Annotated in this window: 19 protein-coding genes; 13 read left to right on the top strand and 6 right to left on the bottom strand. The window is 37.8% G+C overall.

Translation table 11 applies throughout. The features are described 5' to 3' along the window. Positions 1–60: 60 nt before the first annotated feature. The 7 genes from K5G00_RS10185 (at position 61) to K5G00_RS10155 (ending at position 9,010) form a co-directional block, all read left to right on the top strand. Positions 61–1,368, top strand: coding sequence for a dihydrolipoamide acetyltransferase family protein (locus tag K5G00_RS10185; protein ID WP_238766058.1), 1,308 nt, complete (start codon positions 61–63; stop codon positions 1,366–1,368). A 10-nt stretch (positions 1,369–1,378) separates the two neighbouring features. Next, a complete protein-coding gene (locus tag K5G00_RS10180; protein ID WP_238766057.1) occupies positions 1,379–3,427 on the top strand; it encodes an alpha-ketoacid dehydrogenase subunit alpha/beta in 2,049 nt (682 codons plus the stop codon). Positions 3,428–3,437: 10 nt separating this feature from the next. Further along, positions 3,438–3,944 (top strand): flavodoxin, encoded by a 507-nt coding sequence (locus tag K5G00_RS10175; RefSeq protein WP_238766056.1) that lies wholly within the window; start codon positions 3,438–3,440, stop codon positions 3,942–3,944. A 101-nt stretch (positions 3,945–4,045) separates the two neighbouring features. Continuing rightward, on the top strand, positions 4,046–4,468 hold the full coding sequence (locus K5G00_RS10170) for an energy transducer TonB (protein ID WP_238766055.1): 423 nt from the start codon (positions 4,046–4,048) through the stop codon (positions 4,466–4,468). A 367-nt stretch (positions 4,469–4,835) separates the two neighbouring features. Beyond that, positions 4,836–6,455 carry a CTP synthase gene (locus tag K5G00_RS10165; protein WP_238766054.1) on the top strand — a complete coding sequence of 540 codons (1,620 nt, stop codon included), beginning with the start codon at positions 4,836–4,838 and terminating at the stop codon, positions 6,453–6,455. Continuing rightward, positions 6,448–8,376, top strand: coding sequence for a membrane protein insertase YidC (yidC, locus tag K5G00_RS10160; RefSeq protein ID WP_238766053.1), 1,929 nt, complete (start codon positions 6,448–6,450; stop codon positions 8,374–8,376). The genes K5G00_RS10165 and yidC overlap by 8 nt, the downstream gene beginning before the upstream one ends. A gap of 202 nt (positions 8,377–8,578) precedes the next feature. Continuing rightward, positions 8,579–9,010, top strand: coding sequence for a DUF4890 domain-containing protein (locus tag K5G00_RS10155; protein WP_238766052.1), 432 nt, complete (start codon positions 8,579–8,581; stop codon positions 9,008–9,010). A gap of 66 nt (positions 9,011–9,076) precedes the next feature. Here the strand turns inward: K5G00_RS10155 and K5G00_RS10150 are convergent, their stop codons facing one another. From K5G00_RS10150 to K5G00_RS10140, 3 genes are all read right to left on the bottom strand, one after another. Further along, positions 9,077–10,423, bottom strand: a complete 1,347-nt coding sequence (locus K5G00_RS10150; protein WP_238766051.1) for an outer membrane protein assembly factor BamB family protein — start codon at positions 10,421–10,423, stop codon at positions 9,077–9,079. 99 nt (positions 10,424–10,522) lie between these two features. Further along, the gene (locus K5G00_RS10145) at positions 10,523–13,006 is read right to left on the bottom strand and encodes an alkaline phosphatase D family protein (protein ID WP_238766050.1); all 2,484 of its coding nucleotides are present in this window, start codon (positions 13,004–13,006) and stop codon (positions 10,523–10,525) included. 200 nt (positions 13,007–13,206) lie between these two features. Beyond that, a complete protein-coding gene (locus K5G00_RS10140; RefSeq protein ID WP_238766049.1) occupies positions 13,207–14,220 on the bottom strand; it encodes a GntR family transcriptional regulator in 1,014 nt (337 codons plus the stop codon). Between the two features lie 137 nt (positions 14,221–14,357). Between K5G00_RS10140 and K5G00_RS10135 the strand changes: the two genes are divergently transcribed. Together K5G00_RS10135 and K5G00_RS10130 are read left to right on the top strand one after the other, a co-directional pair. Then, on the top strand, positions 14,358–15,629 hold the full coding sequence (locus tag K5G00_RS10135) for a PQQ-dependent sugar dehydrogenase (RefSeq protein ID WP_238766048.1): 1,272 nt from the start codon (positions 14,358–14,360) through the stop codon (positions 15,627–15,629). 49 nt (positions 15,630–15,678) lie between these two features. Continuing rightward, the gene (locus K5G00_RS10130) at positions 15,679–16,137 is read left to right on the top strand and encodes a c-type cytochrome (RefSeq protein ID WP_238766047.1); all 459 of its coding nucleotides are present in this window, start codon (positions 15,679–15,681) and stop codon (positions 16,135–16,137) included. A gap of 4 nt (positions 16,138–16,141) precedes the next feature. Here K5G00_RS10130 and K5G00_RS10125 read toward each other — a convergent pair whose 3' ends face one another. Then, positions 16,142–18,067: an OmpA family protein gene (locus tag K5G00_RS10125; protein ID WP_238766046.1), complete on the bottom strand. Its 1,926-nt coding sequence runs from the start codon at positions 18,065–18,067 to the stop codon at positions 16,142–16,144. Positions 18,068–18,316: 249 nt separating this feature from the next. Between K5G00_RS10125 and K5G00_RS10120 the strand changes: the two genes are divergently transcribed. Next, a complete protein-coding gene (locus K5G00_RS10120; protein ID WP_158870665.1) occupies positions 18,317–18,502 on the top strand; it encodes a hypothetical protein in 186 nt (61 codons plus the stop codon). Positions 18,503–18,609: 107 nt separating this feature from the next. Here the strand turns inward: K5G00_RS10120 and K5G00_RS10115 are convergent, their stop codons facing one another. Then, positions 18,610–19,095 carry a PaaI family thioesterase gene (locus K5G00_RS10115; RefSeq protein WP_238766045.1) on the bottom strand — a complete coding sequence of 162 codons (486 nt, stop codon included), beginning with the start codon at positions 19,093–19,095 and terminating at the stop codon, positions 18,610–18,612. Between the two features lie 56 nt (positions 19,096–19,151). Continuing rightward, a complete protein-coding gene (locus K5G00_RS10110) occupies positions 19,152–19,970 on the bottom strand; it encodes a prohibitin family protein (RefSeq protein WP_238766044.1) in 819 nt (272 codons plus the stop codon). A 140-nt stretch (positions 19,971–20,110) separates the two neighbouring features. Between K5G00_RS10110 and K5G00_RS10105 the strand changes: the two genes are divergently transcribed. The 3 genes from K5G00_RS10105 (at position 20,111) to K5G00_RS10095 (ending at position 24,219) form a co-directional block, all read left to right on the top strand. Beyond that, a complete protein-coding gene (locus K5G00_RS10105) occupies positions 20,111–21,223 on the top strand; it encodes a gamma-glutamyl-gamma-aminobutyrate hydrolase family protein (protein ID WP_238766043.1) in 1,113 nt (370 codons plus the stop codon). A gap of 101 nt (positions 21,224–21,324) precedes the next feature. Next, positions 21,325–22,512 carry an MFS transporter gene (locus tag K5G00_RS10100; protein ID WP_238766042.1) on the top strand — a complete coding sequence of 396 codons (1,188 nt, stop codon included), beginning with the start codon at positions 21,325–21,327 and terminating at the stop codon, positions 22,510–22,512. Between the two features lie 132 nt (positions 22,513–22,644). Further along, positions 22,645–24,219 (top strand): peptide chain release factor 3, encoded by a 1,575-nt coding sequence (locus K5G00_RS10095; RefSeq protein WP_238766041.1) that lies wholly within the window; start codon positions 22,645–22,647, stop codon positions 24,217–24,219. Positions 24,220–24,234: the final 15 nt, after the last annotated feature.

Raw genomic sequence — 24,234 nt, 5'->3', positions numbered from 1 at the left:
TTTACCTAATGTTATTGTATGTGTAAATTACAAATAGTATGAAAAAAAACCTAAAAAGTTATGTCAAAATTTAATATTATAATGCCAAAACTGGGCGAAAGTATCCAGGAAGGCACGATAACAAAATGGTTTGTAAAAGAAGGAGATACAGTAGAAGAAGATGATATGCTGTTTGAGGTAGCTACAGACAAAGTTGATTCTGAGATTCCTTCGCCGGTTGACGGTATTATTGAAAAGATTTTGTTTCCGGAGGATAGTTTGGTTCCGGTAGGCGAAGTTTTGGCTGTTGTGAATCTGAGCGGAGAAATAAGTGTAGATGAAGACGCTGGCATTGAAGAAAGTAAAGAATCAGAACAAGAGTTAGAAAAAGAAGCCGCTTTAAGCACTGATGAACAGAAAAATGTAAGAGAACTTTCAAACCGTTTTTACTCTCCTTTGGTTCGAACAATTGCCAAAGAAGAAAATATTTCATTGGAGGAGCTTGAAACCATTGAAGGTTCCGGCGCAAATGGAAGAGTTCAGAAAAAAGATATTTTGGACTACCTTGAAAACAGAGGAGAAGCAAAAGTTGAAACAGCCGCACAAACAGAAAAGAAAGTATCAGCAGCTAAGGTATCTGAAACAAAAGAACATGCTCCAATGCCGGTCTCGATTGGTGCAAACGATCAGATTATAGAAATGGATCGTGTACGGAAAATGATTGCTGACCACATGGTAATGTCCAAAAAAGTTTCTCCGCATGTCACTTCTGTTGTTGAAGCAGATGTTACCGAGTTGGTTTTCTGGAGAAATAAGTACAAAGATGAATTCCAGAAAAAATATGGCGAAAAAATTACTTATATGCCGGTTTTTACTGAAGCAGTAGCGGCTGCTTTGGCTGAATTTCCGTTGGTAAATTCGTCGGTTGATGGTGATAAAATCATTATGAAGAAGGATATTAATATTGGTATCGCAGTTGCCAAGCCTGATGGAAATTTGATTGTCCCGGTAATTAAGAATTCGGAACAAAAGAATTTGCTTGGGATAACAAAGGAATTGAATCGTTTGGCAGATGCAGCCAGGAGCAATAAACTTTCTTTGGAAGAAATACAGGGAGGTACATTTACCATTACGAATTTTGGAACTTTTAGAAACATAATAGGAACACCAATTATAAATCAGCCTCAGGTTGCCATTCTTGCTACCGGTAGCATAGAAAAAAAGCCGGCTGTAATGGAAACTCCTACAGGCGATGCCATTGTGATTCGACATAAAATGTTTCTTTCATTGTCGTACGACCATCGAATTATTGATGGGGCGCTTGGAGGTGCATTCCTGAGAAAGATTGCTGATAATCTGGAGCAGTTTGATATTAATCGTTCAATTTAAAACAAGGAAAATGACAGATAAAGACATCCCAAAAATTTATTCAATAAAAAAGACGCCGAAGGAAACACTCGAAAAATGGTTTCGTTTGCTTTCGGTTGGGCGTGCAATTGACGATAAAGCCCCAAACTATCTGAAACAAGCTATCGGATGGTCATATCATGCACCTTACGCGGGTCACGATGGGATTCAGCTTGCAGTTGGACAGGTTTTTGAAAAAAATAAAGATCACTTGTTTTTATATTACCGTGAAATGCTGACAGCACTGTCTGCTGGAATGACAGCAGAGGAAATTATTTTAAATGGTATTTCAAAAGCAACAGATCCGTCAAGTGGTGGAAGACACATGTCGAACCACCTGGCAAAACCGGAGTGGAATATTCACAGTGTCTCTTCGTCAACCGGGAACCACACATTACATGCTGTTGGAACAGCAAGAGCCATTAAATACTATGGGGAAAAAGCGGTTTCAATAAGTGGTCAGGGAGAATCTTCGGTTAGTGAAGGTTATGTTTATGAAGCCATAAACGGAGCAGATAAGGAAGAATTACCTGTAATTTTTGTTATCCAGGATAATGGATATGGAATTTCAGTCCCTAAAAAAGACCAAACGGCACAACGAAAGGTTGCCAATAACTTCACAGGATTCAAAAATTTAAGAATCATCCATTGCAACGGGAAAGATGTTTTTGACTCGATGAATGCAATGGAAGAGGCTAAAAAATATGCGATAGAAGAATCAAAACCGGTAATTGTTCAAGCCAACTGTGTGCGTATGCATTCACATTCCAATTCCGATGACCACCTGTTATATCGCAGCCAATCAGAACGGAATTATGTGGAAGAATACGATCCGCTTGCAAAATTTAAACGCTTGTTAATCCGGTATAAACGTTTCACTGAAGAAGAAATTCAAACACTTGAAGAAGATACCAAAAAAGTAATAAAAGCGGCGCATAAAGCTGCGATGTCAGCACCCGATCCAGATCCCGATTCCATTTTGGATTTTGTTGTGCCTGAACCGTATGTTTCTCAAAAGTATCCTGATGGATTACACAATGCAGAGGGAGAAAAAAAGAAAATGATTACTGCTTTGAATGAAACATTAAAAACTGAATTCAGAGAGAATCCTGACACATTTATCTGGGGGCAGGATATGGCCAACAAAGATAAAGGAGGCATATTTAATGTTTCAAAAGGAATGCAGCATGAATTTGGCGCGAAAAGGGTGTTTAACGCTCCAATTGCTGAAGACTTTATTGTTGGTACCGCAAATGGAATGTCGCGTTACAATGAAAAAATCAGAGTGGTAGTTGAAGGAGCTGAGTTCGCTGATTATTTCTGGCCGGCAATGGAACAGTATGTCGATACCAGTCATGATTACTGGCGATCGAATGGAAAATTTAGTCCGAATGTAACCATTCGCCTGGCTTCGGGTGGGTATATCGGTGGAGGAATGTATCACTCTCAAAATATTGAAGGTTCCCTGGCAGCAATACCTGGTGTGCGGATAGTTTATCCATCGTTTGCAGATGATGCTGCTGGTTTGTTGAGAACTTCGATTCGTTCAAAAGGAATGACGATGTTTATGGAGCCCAAGGCCTTATACCAGGCACCACAGGCGGCAACTATTGTTCCCGATGATTTTGAAGTACCGTTTGGGAAAGCGAGAATCCGAAGGGAAGGTGCTGATATTTCAATTATTACCTACGGGAATACAACTCATTTGAGTTTACAGGCAGCAGAAAAATTGCAGGAAGAAGGAGTAAGTGTTGAAGTCCTTGACTTGCGTTCGCTGGTTCCGATGGATGAAGCAGCGGTTTTGGAAACCGTGAAAAAAACGAATAAAGTGTTGATTGTTCATGAAGATAAAGTCCATGGGGGCTTTGGTGGCGAAGTAGCTTCTTTTATCATGGAAAATGCGTTTGAATATTTGGATGCACCGGTACGAAGAGTTGGTTCAACATTTACACCGGTTGGTTTTAACCGTATTCTGGAAAAGGCTATACTTCCCAATACGGAAAAAATATATAATGCCGTAAAAGAATTAGTTAAGTATTAAATTTGAAATCATGAGCAAAACTGCAATAATATATAGTTTTCATACTCAAAAGTCGAAAAAAGTTGCTGAAAAGATTATTGATGTTTTTGGCAAAGATGAGATTGATGCCATAAATGCTGAGGAAATTACAACAGAGACTATGGAAAGTTATGATAATTTTATACTCAGTGCACCAACATGGTTTGATGGCGAACTTCCAAACTACTGGGATGAATTCGTGCCTGAGTTGGAGGATATGGATTTAAAAAATAAAACTTTTGCTGTTTTTGGGTTGGGTGATCAAAAAGGATATCCGGAGAATTTTTGCGATGCAGTAGGAATACTAGTTGAAATACTGGAGGAGTGTGGGGCGAAGGTGATTGGAAAAATTCCTGCAGAAGGTTACACTTTTGAATCGTCGAGAGCACAAAGAGGTGATATCTTTGTCGGATTACCTCTAGATCAGGAAAACCAGGCACGTCTAACGCAGAAAAGAATTCAGACCTGGATAGAACAATTAAAAGAGGAAATGAAGTAATAGAATAAAGACTTTTAGATAGATTTGAGAGAGGTTGCCTGAGAAAAGGCAGCCTTTTTTATTGTCTCGTATTTTGCTACATTTGGTTAAACACATTATTTGTGAAAAAGACAGAAAAGAAATTTATTAAACTCCCGGAATACCCGGGAGGAAAAGAAGCGTTAAAAAAGTATATTGAAAAAAATTTAGCCTACCCGGAAGAGGCGGTTGCACATCGTGTTGAAGGTATTGTTTATTTAGTAGCTGAAATAAATGATAATGGCGATGTTGAAGGAATACAAATTCAAAAAGGGTTGGGTTACGGGTGTGATGAAGAAGCCACGCGGTTAATTAAAAATATTCGTTTTGGAGGTGTTAAAAATCAGGGAATACGGCTAAAAACAAAAAAAAGGTTCAAAATAAATTTTAAACTGCCGCCTGAGAACAATATTCATTATAAGATTACCGGTAAAAAAACAGATGACAACGTTGAAAATAAATCCAAAACAAAGAATTATTCTTACTCAATTCAAATTAAGAAATAGAAATTTCTTGTTATTACCTGATTTTTTTAACCACAATTACCTAAAAATAAAATAATTATACAAATGTATTTAGCTATTCTTGTGTTGTTTACAAAAGTAAATCAAGGGAGTGTCATTCTGTCATGATTGGATTACGGTGCGATTTTGTTTGCGTATTAAATAGTACGTTTGAATATTTTGTGCAACGGTGCCAGGTAACTTAATTATTGTATTTAAATCAAGTCTATTATTGTTAAGTAGACAAGTAATCAACAATAAAAGGTTATTATTTTATTCCTATAAATTTTCAATTTGCATGGAGTTATGTTTTCAAATCGTATTTATTGATTAATTTTGTCACCTTTTAATAACCAAAAATTCTTGAAAATTGGCTGATACAAGATACATATTCGTGACAGGTGGTGTTACCTCGTCGCTTGGTAAAGGTATTTTAGCTGCTTCGCTGGCTAAATTGCTGCAATCGCGTGGCTATAATGTAACAATTCAAAAATTGGATCCATATATTAATGTTGATCCCGGAACTTTAAATCCATATGAACATGGTGAATGTTTTGTTACCGAGGACGGTGCTGAGACCGACCTGGATTTGGGACACTACGAACGTTTCCTGAATACACCAACATCTCAGGCAAACAACGTAACTACCGGAAGAATATATCAGTCAGTAATAAGTAAAGAAAGGCGGGGGGATTATTTAGGGAAAACGGTTCAGATTATTCCCCATATAACCGATGAGATCAAAAGAAGAATTAAAATTCTTGGTTCAAAAGGAAAATACGATATTGTAATTACTGAAATTGGTGGTACAGTTGGTGATATTGAGTCGCTTCCATACGTCGAATCTGTTCGCCAGTTAAAATGGGAATTAGGATCAAAAGCATTGGTAATTCACCTTACCCTGGTTCCGTATCTGGCAGCAACAGGAGAGCTCAAAACAAAACCTACTCAACACTCTGTAAAAGTTTTGCTTGAAGCTGGGGTTCAGCCCGATGTACTTGTTTTAAGAACAGAACATGATATCGACAGTTCAATTCGGGAAAAAGTGGCATTGTTTTGTAATGTAGCTCTTGAGGCTGTGGTTCAGTCGGTTAATGTCCCAACCATTTATGATGTTCCTTTAAAAATGTTGGAAGAGAAACTGGATTTGACTGTTCTTAAGAAACTGGATTTACCTGTAAACGAAGATATTAATCTCTCTGCATGGAATAATTTTTTGGTTCAGCTTAAAAATCCAACGCAGACCATTGAGATTGGGTTGGTCGGCAAATATGTTGAATTACATGATGCATATAAATCTATTGCAGAGTCTCTGGTTCATGCTGGTGCTGTTAACCGCTGTAAAATAAATATTAACTGGATTCATTCCGAAACATTAAAACAAAACAATTACATTAAAAAGCTTTCTCACCTCAATGGTGTTATCGTGGCCCCGGGTTTTGGCCACAGAGGGATGAAAGGAAAGATTTTAGCTGCCAAATTTGCGAGGGAGAAAAATGTTCCTTACCTCGGAATTTGTCTCGGAATGCAGGTTGCTGTTATTGAATTTGCTCAAAACGTTTTGAAACTGAGTGAAGCAGATTCTTCTGAAATGAATCCGAAAACGCCATATCCGGTAATTGATTTAATGGAACACCAAAAAGGGATTACCGATTACGGCGGAACAATGCGTTTGGGAGCTTATGAATGCAGGATAATCAAAAAAGATTCAAACGTTTGTAAAGCGTACAATAAACTGACTGTTTTTGAACGGCATCGTCACCGTTACGAATTTAACGACACATTCAAAGAACAATATATAAAAGCGGGAATGATTCCTGTTGGGGTGAACCCGGATACTGATTTGGTGGAAATAATGGAGATACCCAAACATAAGTGGTTTGTTGGTGTGCAGTTCCATCCGGAATACCGAAGTACGGTTCTGAATCCTCATCCTTTATTTGTAGATTTTATAAAAAACGCTTTAGTAGAAGATAATAAAAATGGATAAAAAATCAATTATTGGGATTGTTCTCATATTTGCCATCTTGGTGGTTTTTTCGCTTATAAATCAACCATCAAAAGAAGAAATAGAAGCAGCCAAAAGAAAACGTGATTCGATTGTACAGGTGGAAACACAAAGAGCGATCGAAGCTCAACAGGAAGCTGAAGTTCAGAAAAATCAGGACAAAGTTCAAAAAGATTCTACTGAAGATGCCGGGATTTTGGCACAACAGAAAATGGATGAATTTGGCGCATTTGGGAATAGTGCAGTTGGGCAGGAAGAATTTTATACGCTTGAAAATAATTTAATGAAGGTTACTTTTTCAAGTAAAGGTGGTCGAATTTATTCTGTTCTGCTAAAAGGTTATAAAACATACCAAGGGGATTCGCTTATACTTTTTGATGGTCCGGAAACAATTTTTGGATTAAACTTTTTTGCACAAAACAGAAGTATACAAACGGAACAACTTTATTTTAAAACCAATACGCAGAGAAAAAATACAGTCATAACAGGGCCTTCTGTAAAACGCGGAAGCGAAGGCAGAATAAAATTTAATGAAGAAAATCCCGGAGGAAAAGAATCAATTGCTTTCAGGATTGAGCCCGCTCCCGGGAAGTACATGGAATACGTTTATACGCTGAATTACAATTCATATATGGTTGATTTTGATTTAAATATGAATGGAATGGACCAGTATATTGCGTCAAATCAGTCTTATTTAAATTTTGCCTGGTCGTTTGATGTACCGCGCCAGGAGAGGGCTTCGCGTTTTGGAGAAGACAGAAATACTTATATCACTTACAAATTTTTTGAAGACGAAGTTGATAACCTGTCGCAAAATAAAAACGACGATGAAGATTTGAGTACTCGTGTTAAATGGATTGGCTTTAAACAATTGTTTTTCAGTTCGACTATAATTGCTGACGATGCTTTTCCAAATGCACAAATACGACAAAACAAATACGAAGATAATCCGGATTATTTAGCGAATTTTTCAGCTGATATTGCTTTCCCTTATGAAGGTAATTCTCAGGAAAATATAGGGCTGCAATTTTATTTTGGTCCCAATCATTATCAAACGTTGAAACAATATGATATTGATTTGGAACGCCAGATTTATCTTGGATATGCCATTGTTCGTCCTGTAAATAAATATGTTATTATCCCTGTATTTAATTTCCTGCGTAAATACATCGGAAATTTCGGGATTATCATTTTATTACTGACCGTGTTTATCAAAATGATTCTATTCCCGTTTACATACAAATCTTATATGTCTCAGGCTAAAATGAAAGCTTTAAAACCTGAGGTGGATGAGATTAATGCAAAATTTGGCAGCGGTACCGACAAGGCAATGGAGAAACAACAGGCCACAATGGCACTCTACCGAAAAGCTGGAGTAAATCCGATGGGGGGGTGTTTGCCAATGGTGCTTCAATTCCCTATTTTGATTGCGATGTTCTTTTTCTTTCCGACTTCAATTGAGTTGAGAGGAGAAAGTTTCCTGTGGGCTACCGACTTGTCTACTTACGATTCCATAGTACAGTTGCCATTTGATATTCCTATATACGGAAGCCATGTGAGTTTATTCTGTCTGTTAATGACAGTAACAACCATTTTTTATACCAGACTGAATCAGCAAACTACATCGACTCAGGGTATGCCTGGTATGAAAACAATGATGTACATGATGCCGGTGATGTTCCTTTTTATTCTGAACAGCTATCCGGCCGGGTTGAGTTATTATTATTTCCTTGCAAACCTGATAACAATTGGACAGACTTATTTAATTCGTTCGTTTGTTAATGAAGATAAAATCAGGGCACAATTGCAGGCAAATAAAAAGAAGCCAACTAAAAAGTCAAATTTCCAAAAACGTTTGGAAGACATGGCTAAACAACGAGGAATGCAGATGCCGAAGAAATAAAAGAAGAATTACAATATGTAAAAAAAACCCTGCGGAAGATTTTTCGCAGGGTTTTTTTATTCCTCTGGCTTTAATTCAAAAAAATAGAAAATCTCATATTAAACTTTTGTATTTAAATTGAATCAAAACGTTTAAAAAGTAAAACACAAAGTTGGATTCAAAAAGTGATTAACAGAATTCTTAACTCAAAAAATTTAACTAAATGAACAAGACATTATTTTTTGTTACGATTTTATTTATCGGAATTGCCTTTGGCTGCGGCAATCAGGGGAATAATAATTCGCAGCAGTTTGGCCCCGGAGGTTTTGGAGATCGGGGAAATTTTGATCCGGAAGAAATAGCTGAACGTCAGGTTGAAAGGTTAACTGAGCAGTTAGATCTTAGTAAAGATCAGCAAAAACAGGTTTACGACCTTACCATCGAAAATTTTGAAAATATGAGTAAGATGCGTGGGCAGGGTGGCGGTGATTTTGAGGCCATGCGTGAACAGATGCAAAAAGCACGTGAGGAACAAAATAAAAAAATGAAAACTATTTTAACTGACGACCAATGGGGAAAATATGAAATTTTTCAGGAAGAAATGAGAGCCAGAAGAGGGCAGGGCAGACCAGGTGGTTTTGGTGGACAACAATAGAGCCCCAAAGGCATAAAGAGGCTGTTGAGATCTAAAACAACAGCCTTTTTGCTTTTTAGTCTGGTTCTATTTTGTGCCGACAGCAATAAGCGATTTCTGAGCACGAAAATAAATGACATTCTCGGATATGGCAGGGCTCGCCATTAAAACATCATTCATTGTAGTATGTAGAATTTCTTTAAACTCCTCGCCAGCTTTTACGACAAAAACATCTCCCTTTTCTGCACAAAAATATAAATTGTCACCTGATGCAACTCCCGATGCGGAGAATCCTCCGACTGCCCCCAGGCTTTGTTTGTACATTTCTTCTCCCGTTGTTGCCTTGTAAACAGTTAACGAGCCATTTCCCTGCAGGTTGTACAAATATCCGCGGTAAACCAGCGGCGTTTGCATGTAGGCACCTCCTCTTTTGACACTCCAAACAATATAATCGTTTGACAGTTCATCTTCGGCAAGTGTGATGTCGCCTTTTGCAGAAGGGGTAATTGCGTAAATAGGAGCAAATCTGCCGTGCGCGTTATTGATAAAAATGAGGTCGTTCTCAAAAACTGGAGTAGGAGCAGGTATATCACCACCTCCGCTCATCCTCCAAATTTCCCGACCGGTTTCAAAATCGTAGCCTCCCATATGTTTCCATCCGTTGACAACAATTTGTGATTTTCCGCCTTTTTCAAAAACAGTTGGCGAACTCCAAGTCGAAACTTCATCGCGAGAGGTACGCCATATTTGTTTGCCGGTTTCAACATCAAATGAAGCCAGAAAACCATCGCCAAGAAAATCGCACTGAACGATTACCTTTCCCTTGTATATGATTGGTGAACTTGAAAATCCCCACTCCAATTCAGGAGCGTTGTATGGACCGGAATTCATTTTTCCAAGTTGTTTTTCCCAGACTAAATTTCCTTCAAAATCGTAACAATACAATCCCTGCGAGCCAAAAAAAGCAAGAACATGTTTGCCGTCGGTGGCCGGAGTACAATCTGCGTGGGAGGCCTTGGTATGTCGTTTTACAGCTGGAGTGCCTTTAAAAGCCAACCGCTCCCAGATAATTTTTCCAGTATTCTTATCCAGACAGTAAATTTTGAATTCATGTTCCGAATCATCATCTACAGCATCTCCGTCACCATATAATCCGACTTTTAGATAATTTTCCCCGGAGCCACTGATAGCAGTTGTTACAAAAATTTTGTTGTCCCAGACAACGGGAGATGAATGTCCTAAACCCGGTATGGGAGTTTGCCACAAAATATTTTCCCCTGTTCCAAGATTCCAGTTTTCAACCGTTGCAGAATTTTCGATAAATCCTTTTGCAAAGGGGCCCCTGAAACCGGGCCATTGGTTTAAATAGTTATTTTGAGAGAACAGAGTTTGTATAGAAAAAACAGACAGAAAAGTAAAAGCAATTATTTTCATAAATAGTGAAAGTTGATTTTTGATTCTGCTAAAATTGCATAAAAAAATCCACCCGGTAAAATTGGGTGGACTTTTGTGTGCTTTCTTTTCTAACTAAACTTAAAATTCTACTGCTATTTTTTGACTATTGTTCTTTGCTTCTGTTTTTAGATTTTTGAACTCTTTTATATTATCGCCCTCACCAATTTTAATATCAAAGGTGCCTGGATGAAACAGTTTTACCTGTACTGAATTTCCTTTCATTCTGAATATACGAATCAAATCATTGCTACTTGATTTTCTCACTTCTATCATCTGGTTGGGTTTATCAACCACAATTTCAGGAAGTACATTTTCAGCACCCATTCCGAAATTGTCGAATTGTGACAATTTTATTGGCCAGCCGGGAAATTCGTCACGTACAGGATTAGGGTTATCAACGTCTGCTTTAAAGCGCCATGCATCTATTTTTATTGACCGTTCATCTTTATCAAAGGTCACAAAGCCAAAACCGGAAGAACGAATCTGAGCGTGGTTATACCGGCTTTCACTATCGATTGTAATTTTCCCGGGGTTTCCAACGGCATATACATAATTTTTATTTCCAAATGCATCGGTATATTTTCCTGTGTTCGGATAACCATGTTCCGGGCGATCGAGCACCGGATAGCCGATTTCATCGGGTAAAAACCAGCGTAAATACATTACAGCAATTGCGGGAGTACAGAAACTCCACCCGGCATCACGATAATCTTCCAACCCGTATTGCACCAGCGTTGGCAAATGTTGATCACCGTTAATATGAAAAACAGCTCCTTTACGCATTAGTTTTATTATTTTATCCCGGCCCGACTTTGGCCAGCCTCCTGAATCTAAATCACCGTATAAATACCCTTCCAATCCGCCGTGATGTGTAGCGGCATTAGCAAAAACAGTTTGAGAAAGCAAAACTTTCATATCCACATCCTTCCAGTCGGTAATCCAATTGTTAAGAAATTTCATTTGCCTGTCGCCTAATAGTTTGACGCCTGGTTTATCCAGAAATGAAAGGTCTTCGCGCGGTTCAACCATATGATCATGTCTTCCTTCCCAATCGGAAACGGCCTCCGGACCGGTTTTAAAAATGCGGTCACTTACAATGGCAAAACTAATTCTTCCGTAGTTTAAATCAGTGTACCAAACGCTCATTCCCTGCTCAATTGGCGTAGGATCAACCGGATCCGGTAACTGCCCGCATTGCGTACGATTAACAACATTTACCATTTTCACCGACTGCATAAAACCTCGCGTGTCAGAACTTCCTGCACCACCCGGTTTGGCAACTCCACTTTCGCCCCATAAATTTCCATGAAAAACATCATGATCGTCGGGGGTGCATATGGCTGGTATGTCACGTAATAAATCTCTGAATGCCCAGCCAAACATATAATATTTTCCAAGGTAATTGACTATCGCAACATCTTCAGGCGCCCTTTTTATTCCATACCCGCCATTTCCCTCATAAATCTGATCACCGGAGAAATAAAGAATGTCAGGATTTAATTTTTTGAGATTTTCTACCAATGGTGTATATGGAAACCCAAAATGAAACTGACAGGTTAAACCACCAAATTTTAGAGGTTTATCAACCGGGTCTTTACGAATGGTACCGGCATAATAATCAGGAGTTTTTTTGCCTGTCTTATCGGTTTCAATATATTCAATTCTGTACTCTGTATCTTTTGTGTCATCCCAGTTTTCGAGTTTAAAAACTGCAGTTCTGGAATTTGGTTCAATGCTTTTACTTGCAATGGTTTCCCAGTTTTCTTCTTTTTTTAATTGAAGGCTCACTTCCTGGTTGTCGTTGTTTCCTATAGGCGGGAGTAAAGCCATCAGTTTAACCGTTTTATTACTCAGAGTATACATCGTCCAAAGAATTGGACCATACGCATTTTCCTGTTTTTCAATTACTTTTGATCCTGAAAATTCAAAATCATCAAAAGAGAATTTTGATTTTCCCGATTTTTCTGTTTCGCCCATCGGCAAGTTATTGGCAATGGCCACCAGTCCCTGGATTCCTTCACCATCCACAACGAGCTCTTCGGTTTTTATTCCGTTTTTATCAACTACATCGAGTTTTAACTTTGTTGTGCTCCCCGTAACAGTAATTGTAAATTCATCAAAATCAAAACCTTCGGGTAAATCTACTTTTTTGTCTTTCAAAAAAGCATAGCCGTTCAAATTAACACCTGCTTTTATTCCGCCGCCAAAATAACAGGCAGCCCGAACGTCAGGATCCTCATCGTCTTTCATTCCAACCAGAAAACCTGCTGAACCCGGCGCACTTCCTTTGTCTTCGAGCATTACTTTTGCTGACAATTTAAAATCGCCCATTTCCTCAGAAATTACATGGGTGAGCAGATTTACCCTTGAATTTTGAACCTCGCCCACGCAATATAGTTTCCCGTCTTCCACTTTCCAATCTTCCAACGGAACAGACCAGAAATCTTTTCCAACCCAGATTCTGTCGTTAATCTGATCGAAATCAGTTTTAAACTCAAGTTTTTGTTTGCAAGAAACCGTGAAAAGTAAAAAAACAATTAAAGCAATTCCTGAAAATTTCATTTTAATTGGTTTAGATAATTTATACAACTAAAAATATTAGGTTTTCGTCTATTTTACTGACGAATTTTTATGCGTAAACACATATACTTTTTGAGAATAAAACAAACTTAAAATATTTGAAAATTAAATTTACTACAATACAATCAGATTATTTTTCTATTCTCACACTATATTTCTAAAAGAATGAATGAGAATAATTTTTAGAGTGAATTACGCTTGATAAATGTAAATGGGCTCTTAATCCGGTAAAAATTCTTGTTTACTATCATTTCAGCCGCAATACGTCCCATTTCATCGTGATTGGTTGAGATGGTGGTAATTCCATCCTCCAAGATTTCTTTTACTGAGTTGTCGTTGTATGCTACAACACCCACGTCGCGCCCTAGCTTCCAATCATTGCTTTTGCAGACTTTGATAAATTGGTATAAATCTTCATCAGAAACCAAAACAAACGCTTCATCCTTTTTCACGTTATTATCGCTAAACTCTTCAATAATAGAAAAAGGCAAATCGTTTACCTGGCAAAATATTTGAAACCCACGAACAATGTATCGGGAATAATATTGATTTGAAGGAAAAACAAGATTTATTTTTTTGTATTTCCGAATCAGGTCAATACCATTTCCAAGTGCAGACTGAATGTCTTTTTCATATTCCTGGTAAACAACCGGATATTCTTTTAAAGATTCTATATTCCGGTCGATTAAAAGAACTTTCTCTTTTTGAATTTTTTTTATAATGTTCACAGCCTGTTGATTATCACTTTTAAAATGTGGGAGTATTATAAAATAGTCGTAGCTTGAAATCTGGTCGTTTATAATATCTTCAAATTGCGATAAATCGTAATTGTATATAAAAACATCAACACTTGCCTTGGTGCCTAAAGTTTCAATCAACGAATAATAAATACTTCGTTTATAGTTACTTAGCTTATTCAAAATAAGAGCCACTTTCAATTTTTTGAATACGCTGACCTGATTAACATAGTAACCTTTTCCACGAACGGATGAAAGAATACCTTTCTTTTTTAAAAAAACATACGCTTTTTCAACCGTATCTCTCGAAAGTAATAAATCTTCACTTGTCTCATTAATCGACGGAACACGTTGTCCTTTTTTGAAAATCCCCGATTCGATATCGGAAATAATAATATTTACAACCTGTTTATATTTTGGAATTTCGGAATCGTGATTTATACGTAAATACCTGTTCATTTCTCAGTAGTTCAGGACAAAATTATAAAAGTGTTTGTGAGATAAACTATAAAACAGGTATTAAATTTTTTAACTTAAATATTTCTGAACTTTTGTGTGATTATCGCGTTAAACAAACAGAATTAAAAAAACGAATCATGAAAAATTTATTTCCCGCAATTCTTATCTCGTTTTTAATTTTTTCCTGTGGTCAACAGGAACACAAAGCAACTCAAGTACCCGATCCTGACAATGGAGGTTTAACTTTACCCGAGGGATTTTCAGCCCTGGTAGTTGCTGACGAAATCGGAAATGGAAGGCACATAACAGTAAACGACAATGGTGACATTTATGTTTCTCTCAGACAGCAAGCGGATAATAAAGGTATTGTTTGTTTAAGAGATACCGCCGGAGATGGAAAAGCAGATATTGTTGAATACACCGGAGAGCACACAGGTACAGGAATAAAACTGCACAAAGGATATTTATACTTTGGCGCTGATACAGCTATTGTCCGCTACCCGATAACACCAGGAGAACTTGTTCCGGGAAATGAATGGCAGATGATTGCCCGTGGTTTTCCAAATGAACGTCAACATGAAGCAAAACCTATGGCTTTTGATGGAAAAGGAAATATGTATGTAAATGTGGGAGCGCCGTCGAATGCCTGCATGGAACAATCAAGAACAAAGGGTTCGCCTGGAATGGATCCGTGTCCGTTGCTTGAAAACTCAGGTGGCACATGGAAATTTAAGGATGATGTTTTGAACCAGGAGCAAATGATTGATGGAGTTCGTTATGTAACCGGAATCAGAAACGGAATGGCCAATTTTTGGAATACCGCCGTTGACGAACTATACGTGGTTCAACATGGCCGCGATCAGCTCGACCAGTTTTTTCCCGAGTTGTATGACGCTGAAGATAATGCCGAATTACCAGCCGAAGAATTATTCCTGGCTACTGAAGGTTCTGATTTTGGTTGGCCTTATTGTTATTATGATCAACTCAAGAAAAAGAAGGTTTTGGGACCGGAATATGGCGGCGATGGTGAAATACAGGGCAGATGTGAAACAAAGTCGGATCCGATAATGGCTTTTCCCGGGCATTTAGCTCCAAACGATTTGCTGTTCTACACCGGCGATATGTTCCCGGAAAGATACAAGAATGGTGCTTTTATTGCTTTTCACGGCTCATGGAATCGCGCGCCCGAACCACAAAAGGGGTATTTTGTAGTTTTTATTCCTTTTGATGGCTCCTTACCATCGGGAGACTGGGAAATTTTTGCAGACGGATTTGCAGGAACAGAAAACATATTGAGTACACGTGATGCGGAACACCGGCCTTGTGGATTGGCACAGGGCCCCGATGGCGCTTTGTATGTAGTTGATAGCATTGATGGAAAAGTATGGAAAATCATGTATTCATCATAAATTGATCAAAAAAATTAACCAAAAATATTTTATTTAATTAATGGTACCAATGAAATATAAGTTTGCGGTTTTAGTGATGTTTGCAGTTCTTTTTGCTGCCTGCGGAGGGAATAATCAAAAAAATAAAAAATCAGTTATTTCGCAACCCGACCAGTCAGCTCAGGTAACTGAAAAAGCGGCCACACAAAAAGAACATCCTGGAAAAAAAGTGTATGATTCTGTTTGTTTGGTTTGTCACATGGCTGATGGCTCAGGAGTGCCGGGAATGCATCCTCCGATTTATGAATCAGATTTTGTAAACAGTGATCCCGAACAGCTAATAAAAATTATCCTGGAAGGTATGTCAGGAAAAGTAGAAGTTAAGGGAGAAATATACAATAGTATTATGCCTCCCCAGGCGCATCTTTCCAATCAACAAATTGCTGATGTTTTAAGCTATGTGAGAAGCAGCTTTGGAAATAATTCCGGTCCGATTTTACCGGAAGATGTACAAAAATTAAGAAAGTAGAACATTATTTTCCAAGGATTTTAATTGTTGTGCGCCGGTTCAGCTGGCGCCCTTCCTCTGTTTCGTTGCTTGCAACAGGCTGGTTTTGTCCAAATCCTTTTGAACTAAGACGAGATTTGTTGATGCCGTTTTCTACCAGGTATTCTGCCACCGATTTTGCACGCATTTCTGAAAGCTCCTCATTCTTATCCTGGTTTCCTGTATCGTCTGTATGTCCCTGGATTTCTATCAACAATGAAGGATTATTCTCCAAAAAGCCGATTAGCTTATTTAGCTCAGGTTCTGATTTTGATAAAATAGAAAATGAATCGGTTTCAAAATAGATATTATACAAATTCATTTCGGCTCCCAATTCAACGGGGTGAAGTTCAATAGTAAAAATATATGGTTCACGAAGTGTTTTTACATCTTCAAGGCGGAAAGCCTGCGAATAAAACAAATATCCTTCTTTTGAAACATTGAAGGCATAATTTGTTCCTAAAGGAATACAAACCAGCAGTTCTCCTGAATCATCGGTTTTTTCTACCCGCACATTATTGCTTTCTGAAAGATCAACTAAATTAATGCTTGCACGGATTGCCTGCTTTGTTTTAGCATCAATCACACTTGTTTTGGCATATGTAACAGGAGTTGGCCTGATGCTTTCGTCGAGTTCAAATCTGTAAATATCCAGTCCTGAATTTTCATTGCGTGCAGAAGCAAAATAGGCGTTTCTTCCATCGGCGCTGATATTCAAGCCCTGTTCGTCGTTTTGTGTATTGACGGGGTATCCAAGGTTCACCGGCTTTGAAAAAACAGAATCGGCAGATAATTTAGATGTAAATATATCATAACCGCCCATTCCGGTATGGAAGTCGGAAACAAAAAAGAAATTCCTGTTGTTTGGATGAATAAAAGGCGAAATTTCATTTCCCTCTGTATTTATATTCTTCCCTAAATTTTCAGGTTCTCCCCAAATAATATTTCCAATCGGATCAAATCCTTTAAACTCAATTTTCCAGATGTCTTTATTTCCCATTCCACCGTTTCGGTTGCTCGAAAAATATAAAAAGCGGTTGTCGGAGGAAAAAGCAGGCTGCGACTCCCAATTTACGGTATTTACCTGCACTCCTGCATTTTTTGCCTGCGTCCATTTCTGGTTCGTAAAACGCGAATAATAAATATCACAACTTCCTTTACCGTCGTATCGGTTGCAGGCAGTAAAAAACAGTAATTTCTCATCGGCAGAAAGTATTTCAGCACCTTCATTTTGATGGGTGTTTATTTCGCTTATTGGTTGGGCCTTATTCCAGCCTGCAGAATTTAACTCAGAAAAATAAAAATCTTCCTGTGGAATCCGTCCCGGGATTCTTATCAGGCGGGTGAAAACAAGCTTTTTTTGGTCTAATGAAATGACTGGCCAGTATTCGTCGTTATTCGAGTTTATATTGTCGCTTAATCTTTGAGGATTAAAATCGACAGGATTCTTTTTTGCATTTATTGCAAACTTGCAGTTTTCTATCTGTCTTGCAATTTCAGATTTTCTTTCTTCTGAAATATTTCCGCTTTCAAAATAGATCTTATAATGAAGAAGTGCGTTTTTATAATTAGCCAACGAAAAATAAGCTTCAGCCAGATAAAAGTTTATGAGTGGTTTTTCTGCAATATTCTGAGCCAATATAAGATTTTTGATTTCCAGTTCAGCGTTTTTCATTTCCTTGTAAACATCTGACAATAGAAGATAAGCATCCTGAAAGCCGGAATCTTTTTCTATGATTTTATTCAACTCTCCAATAGCTGACGAAAAATCCTGATTTTTATAATATAGCAAAGCATTATCAAACTGTTTTTGAATTCTTTGATTTGATTGTCCTTCTGAAAAAAAGGGAGTTATAAAAAAGAATATAAAAATGAGAAACAGGAATTTTTTCAGTAGCATATTTTGCTTCATTTTTATTAACTTGTTATTCGATAAACGATTAAAAGAATGTTCTATTTCCCCATAAAAAGCGATCAAGGGAATAAACCAGAAATTCAAATCAAACGTTATAAAAATTAAACGTTTAGTTTTCAATGAGAAAGAAAAGTAAAAATTTTTTCGAACAGAATGTGCAGATAAGTAAAAAATATTTATTTTTCGGCTGTATGAAATTAAATTATTTAAACACTTTATTTTTATTTTAAGCAACTTTCAAAAGAAATGAAGAAAAAGATTATTAAAAAAGGTAATCATCGTTTTGCAGATGACTCCGATTTTAATTCAAACAGAAAAGCAGGTAGCTCCAAAAGCAAAAGCTCCAAAAAAAGATTGTCAATTTATGAAGATTTCGAAGATGAAGATGATGATTTTCAGAACTACGAAAAATTCAAAAAGAAACGTAAATAGACGAATCTTTTCCAGTCTCCAACTTTTTTCGCAAGATTAAAATGAGATAAAATTTCAACATATAGTTTTTACCCCAGACTTCCGACAAAGGATTATTCCTGTTTGTTTTATTCGTAAAATGCCTCGATGCCGGGATAGTGGTATTTTGCTTTTGCAATTTTTTCAGGAAAACAAAAATAATCGGCCTTTGCATGCAGGCATTCTTTGCCTTCACCGTCGAGCAGAGTGCATTCTATTTTGGCAATTCTTCCTTCAGTAGAAGTCAATTTACCTTTTATAGTTACTTCACCTTTAGAGATATAAACTGGTTTTAAATAATCAATATTTAAAGAAGAAGTTACTCCCGAAGTATTTTTTTTAAGCAAAACAATCCATCCGGCAAGTTCGTCAACCAGTGTAGCCTGAATTCCACCATGTAAAACCCCCAGCCATCCTTCCATCGATTTGCTCGGCGTCCATTTGGCAACTATTTCATCGCCGTTTTCCCAAAATTCCAGTTTTAATCCCATCTCATTAAAAGGCGAACAGCCAAAACAATTGTATTCTTTTCTTGACGAATCTTTTTCAGTAAAAGGATTTTTGATTTTTTTCATAAAATTGATTTAAAAAAAACAGGCTGGAGAAACCAGCCTGTTGAATTATTGCATTTTTAATTGTTTCCCAAAATTAGCGGGAGACCGTCTTCGCCACTTCCAATTACGACCACTTTGGAATTTGGCGATTCGGACAGTTGAATGGTTGCTTCAATGCCTCGTTGTTGCAGGATTTTGTCTGTTAAACTGGCATTAATAATCCGGTTATAGTTGGCAATCCCTTCTGCTTCAATCCTGCGGCGTTCTGCTTCCGATTCTTCACGTTGTAACCTGAATTCATAAGCCAATGCCTCTTGTTCCTGTTTCAGTTTACTTTCAATGGCTCCTTTTATTTGCTCGGGCAAATTAATAGAACGAATAAGTAACGCGCGCATGTTTATATGGTTTTCTTCCAAAACTTTGCGTGTTTCATCTTTTATCGTTTGTTCTACTTCGGCTCTTTTGGTTGAGTAGATTTCTTCAGCGGTATAACGTCCGGCAACCTGACGCACAGCGGAACGAACTTCGGGAACAACCAACACGTTGATATAATTGACTCCAAATTGTTCGTGTAAATATCCTATTTTATCATAAATAGGATTAAACCTTACGGTAATATCTGTATTAATTGATAAACCGTTTTTATCCAGTACATCCATGGTTTCTTCACGCTGCTGCTCACGAACATTGTAAATGTACATGTCATTCCATGGTGCAATAATGTGAAAACCTTCACCATAAACATGTTCTTTATCTAAACCAGTTGTATAAGGTCTGAAAACTACACCTCGTTCTCCGGCTTCTATTATCAAAAACATACGCCCGCTAAACAGCAATAGCACAATTAAAACCACAACTGCAATAACGATGTAAGAAGTCTTAAAATTGAATTTCATAATAAGTAGTTTTTTGTTTAATCACAAATTTACAAAGTTTGGGGAGTCTGCAAATTATAAAACCACTTTATTCATTGAATAAGTAAAAACTGTTTTGTAACGATTATGATTATTATATTTGAATTCAAATACCCGACAATATGAAAAAGAGTATATTTCTGTTATTTCTGGCTTTTACTGTTGTTGTAACGAGTGCCCAGGATTTTTTTCATCAGGAATTTAATAACCGTAAAAAGTATGTCCTTCTTACTAATCCAACAGTCAGGAATTTACAAACAGTTCGCTATCTTGAAAATGCCGGTTTACTTGATATAAAAAAAGGGAAAACCCGGTTTGTAGGCGTTTATTTTGAAGGACAGAACTACGATTTCGACCAAACCAAAGCATATATTGAAGAAAACAATCTGAAAAATTTTTATTTACATGAAATAAAGGGAGATTTAACTGAGGATAATCTTTTTAAGGAAAATGAGTGTACACCAGATTTGGAATTGATTTTTAAAAATTCAGTGGGAGTGTTCTTTTTTGGCGGGCCTGATATTCCTCCCGGCGTATACGGGGAAGAAAATACACGGTCGATTGTAACCGACCCTGGCCGTCATTACTTTGAAACTACTTTTCTTTTTCATCTTCTGGGGAGTTACCGAAATGAGCAATATGAGCCTTTTTTAAATAAAAAACCAAAGTATTTGGTTACAGGTTTTTGTCTGGGAATGCAAACAATGAATGTAGCTACTGGCGGGACGTTGATACAGGATATCCCTGCTGAAATTTTTGGTGCCGAAAATCCTGAAGCAGCTTTAAAAATAGGCCGTGCAAATTTGCATCGTAACTACTGGCAGGAGATTGTTCAGGATACGTTACTAATGGGAATAAATCTTCATACGATAAGATTTACTGATAATCCTTTTTTTGGTGATGTTGTAAAGGTTTCGAAACGCTGGGAGCCGCGTATTTACAGCAGTCATCATCAGGCTGCTGAAAAGCTTGGAAAAGGATTGGAAGTAACAGCTCTTTCTCCTGATGGAAAAATTGTTGAAGGAATTGTTCACAGCGTTTATCCCAATGTTTTTGCTGTTCAGTTTCACCCTGAAGTTCCGGGGCTGTACGAAGATTTGTATATGAGGAAGTTTCATCCCGAAGATGAAGCGATGAGTTATAACGACATTATTGGAAAACAAAGTGTTAAGTTTCACGAACGTTACTGGGAACACATCTCTAAAATCATCAGAAAAGCAAAGACTAAAAGATAGAGTCGTTTTCAATTTCTTAACGTATCATCGATATTTATCCACCGTAATAACCAGATATCCCGCTTTTCATAATTTTGCCCTCTTATTACAAAAATTGGAAAATGACGGGAATTGCACTTGGTAACGTGGAGTTGACGATTGATAAAAAGCGGGCGAGGCTGGCGGTTTCTTTGGTATACTTTTGTATGGGGCTTGCCTTTGCTTCCTGGGCAAGTCGTATACCGGATATAAAAACAACGCTTCAACTTAGCGACGGTGTTTTTGGGAGTATTCTGTTTGCACTTCCCGTCGGGCAATTTTTGATGATGCCTTTTTCAGGAAAGCTTGTTACCCGTTTTGGTAGTCATAATGTTTTAAAATTTGCTTTACCTGCCTACACTTTTGCTTTAAGTAGTATTGGATTAGTGCAGGCTGGCTGGCAATTGGCGGTTGTACTTTTTCTTTTTGGTATTTTTGGAAACATGTGTAATATCTCCGTAAATACTCAGGGAGTTGCAGCTGAACGCCTTTATGGCCGCCCAATTATGGCTTCATTTCATGGCGGTTGGAGTCTGGCCGGATTTACAGGAGCGCTTATTGGTTTGGTAATGGTAAATTTGAAAGTGGCTCCATTGTGGCACTTTGTCGTAATAATTCTGATTGTTTGGGGCATTGTAAAAATTAATTATCCCTATTTGTTGCGCAGTGAGGCACACAAAGGGAAAAATGAACCACGTCGGAAATTTTTTATGAAACCCGACGGGATTTTGCTGCAACTCGGCATAATAGGTTTTTTCAGTATGGCCAGCGAGGGAGCTATGTTTGACTGGAGTGGGGTTTATTTTAAAGACGTAGTAAAAGCACCTGATTCTTTGGTTATTCTGGGGTATACATCTTTTATGATCATGATGGCAACAGGCCGCTTTCTGGCTGACTACCTGATTTCCCAAATAGGTAGAAAACGGTTAATGCAAATTTGCGGAGTTATGATTTCAGGCGGGCTTTTTACCTCTGTTATTTTTCCATACCTTATTCCTTCTACCATTGCATTTATGATAGTAGGACTGGGAGTTTCCAGCATTGTACCTACTGTTTACAGCACAGCAGGCAAACAACAAAAAATTCCACCAGGAATTGCTTTGGCAACCGTTTCAAGTGTAAGTTTTCTGGGGTTTCTGATGGGGCCGCCGCTTATCGGTTTTGTTGCAGAAGCTTTTGGATTGCGTTATTCTTATGCGGTTATTGGCATTTTTGGAATCGGGATTACACTTTTAGTAGCCAAAGTGAAAGCCTTACAAAACGAAGGCTAAGTATCAGCTGTTGTAAGTGAGATTTGTCTTAAGAAGAATTTTCCAATACCAGGCAGATACAATCTTTTTGCATATAGTATTAAACTTCAAACATCTTTACTATTTTTGCGGCCTCAAATAATAGGGTGTTATATGAAATTTCTGGATGAAATAAAACGACGAAGAACCTTTGGGATTGTGAGCCACCCGGATGCGGGGAAAACAACACTTACTGAAAAATTGTTGCTTTTTGGCGGAGCTATTCGTGTTGCAGGTGCGGTGAAAAGCAATAAAATAAAAAAAGGTGCTACATCGGATTTTATGGAAATCGAACGCCAGCGTGGTATTTCTGTTGCTACTTCTGTTATGGGTTTTGAATACGATGGCTACAAAGTAAACATTCTTGACACGCCCGGTCACCAGGATTTTCAGGAAGACACGTTTCGCACCCTCACCGCGGTTGATAGTGTTATTATTGTTATTGACGCGGCAAAAGGAGTAGAACCGCAGACAGAAAAACTAATGAATGTTTGCCGGATGCGTAAAACGCCGGTTATTGTTTTTGTAAATAAAATGGACCGTCCGGCGGGTGACTCGTTTACTCTGATGGATGAGATTGAAGAACAGCTGAAAATTCAGGTTCGCCCCTTAAGCTGGCCAATAAACAATGGACCCGATTTTAAAGGTGTTTATAATATTTTTAATCGTAGTTTAAAGCTTTTTAATCCAAATATTCAGGAAATTGAAGAGCGGATAAAATTTGAGGACATCACCAGTCCCGACCTGGAAGATCATATTGGTGAAGATGCAGAAACACTGCGCGAAGAGCTGGAATTGGTAGAAGGGGTTTATCCTGAATTTAATAGTGAAGAATATCTGGCCGGCGATTTGGCTCCGGTATTTTTTGGCTCGGCATTATATAATTTTGGTGTTCAGGAATTACTGGATGCATTTTTACAAATTGCACCGTCGCCAAAACCCAGTTTTGCGGAGGAACGTGAAGTAAAACCTGATGAAAATGGTTTCTCAGGATTTGTTTTTAAAATTCACGCCAATATTGACCCGAATCACCGCAGCAGAATTGCCTTTGTAAAAATCTGTTCCGGAAAATTTGAACGAAATAAGATGTATAAACACATCCGTTCCGGGAAAACAGTGCGTATTTCCAGCCCAACAGCTTTTATGGCATCTCAGAAAGAAATAGTTGAAGAGGCTTTTCCCGGCGATATAATCGGCGTTCCCGATAACGGCAACTTTATAATCGGCGATACAATTACGAATAACGAAGAGATTCATTTTAAGGGACTTCCCAGTTTTTCACCTGAGTTATTCCGGTATATTGAAAATGCAGACCCGATGAAATCAAAACAATTGGCAAAAGGAATTGACCAACTAATGGATGAAGGAGTTGCCCAGTTATTTACAAGCCAGTTTAACGGTCGCAAAATTATTGGTACTGTAGGACAGTTACAGTTTGAGGTAATTCAATATCGTTTGGAACATGAATACAATGCCAAATGCCGTTTCGAACCACTATCAATGTATAAAGCCTGTTGGATTGAATCGGATGACCCAAAAATTCTTACGGAATTTAAAAAACGAAAGCACCAAAAAATGGCTAAAGACAAATTGGGAAGAGATGTTTTTATGGCCGATTCATCTTTTATTTTGCAAATGGCGCAGGACGAGTTTAAGGGTATAAGATTTCATTTTACATCAGAATTTTAAATACCTTTGATAGAA

It is taken from the genome of Maribellus maritimus (genome assembly GCF_022267315.1).
GTDB lineage: Bacteria > Bacteroidota > Bacteroidia > Bacteroidales > Prolixibacteraceae > Draconibacterium > Draconibacterium maritimum.
The sequence above is the reverse complement of the archived record's forward strand: the minus strand, read 5'-3'. Positions and strand labels throughout refer to the sequence as shown.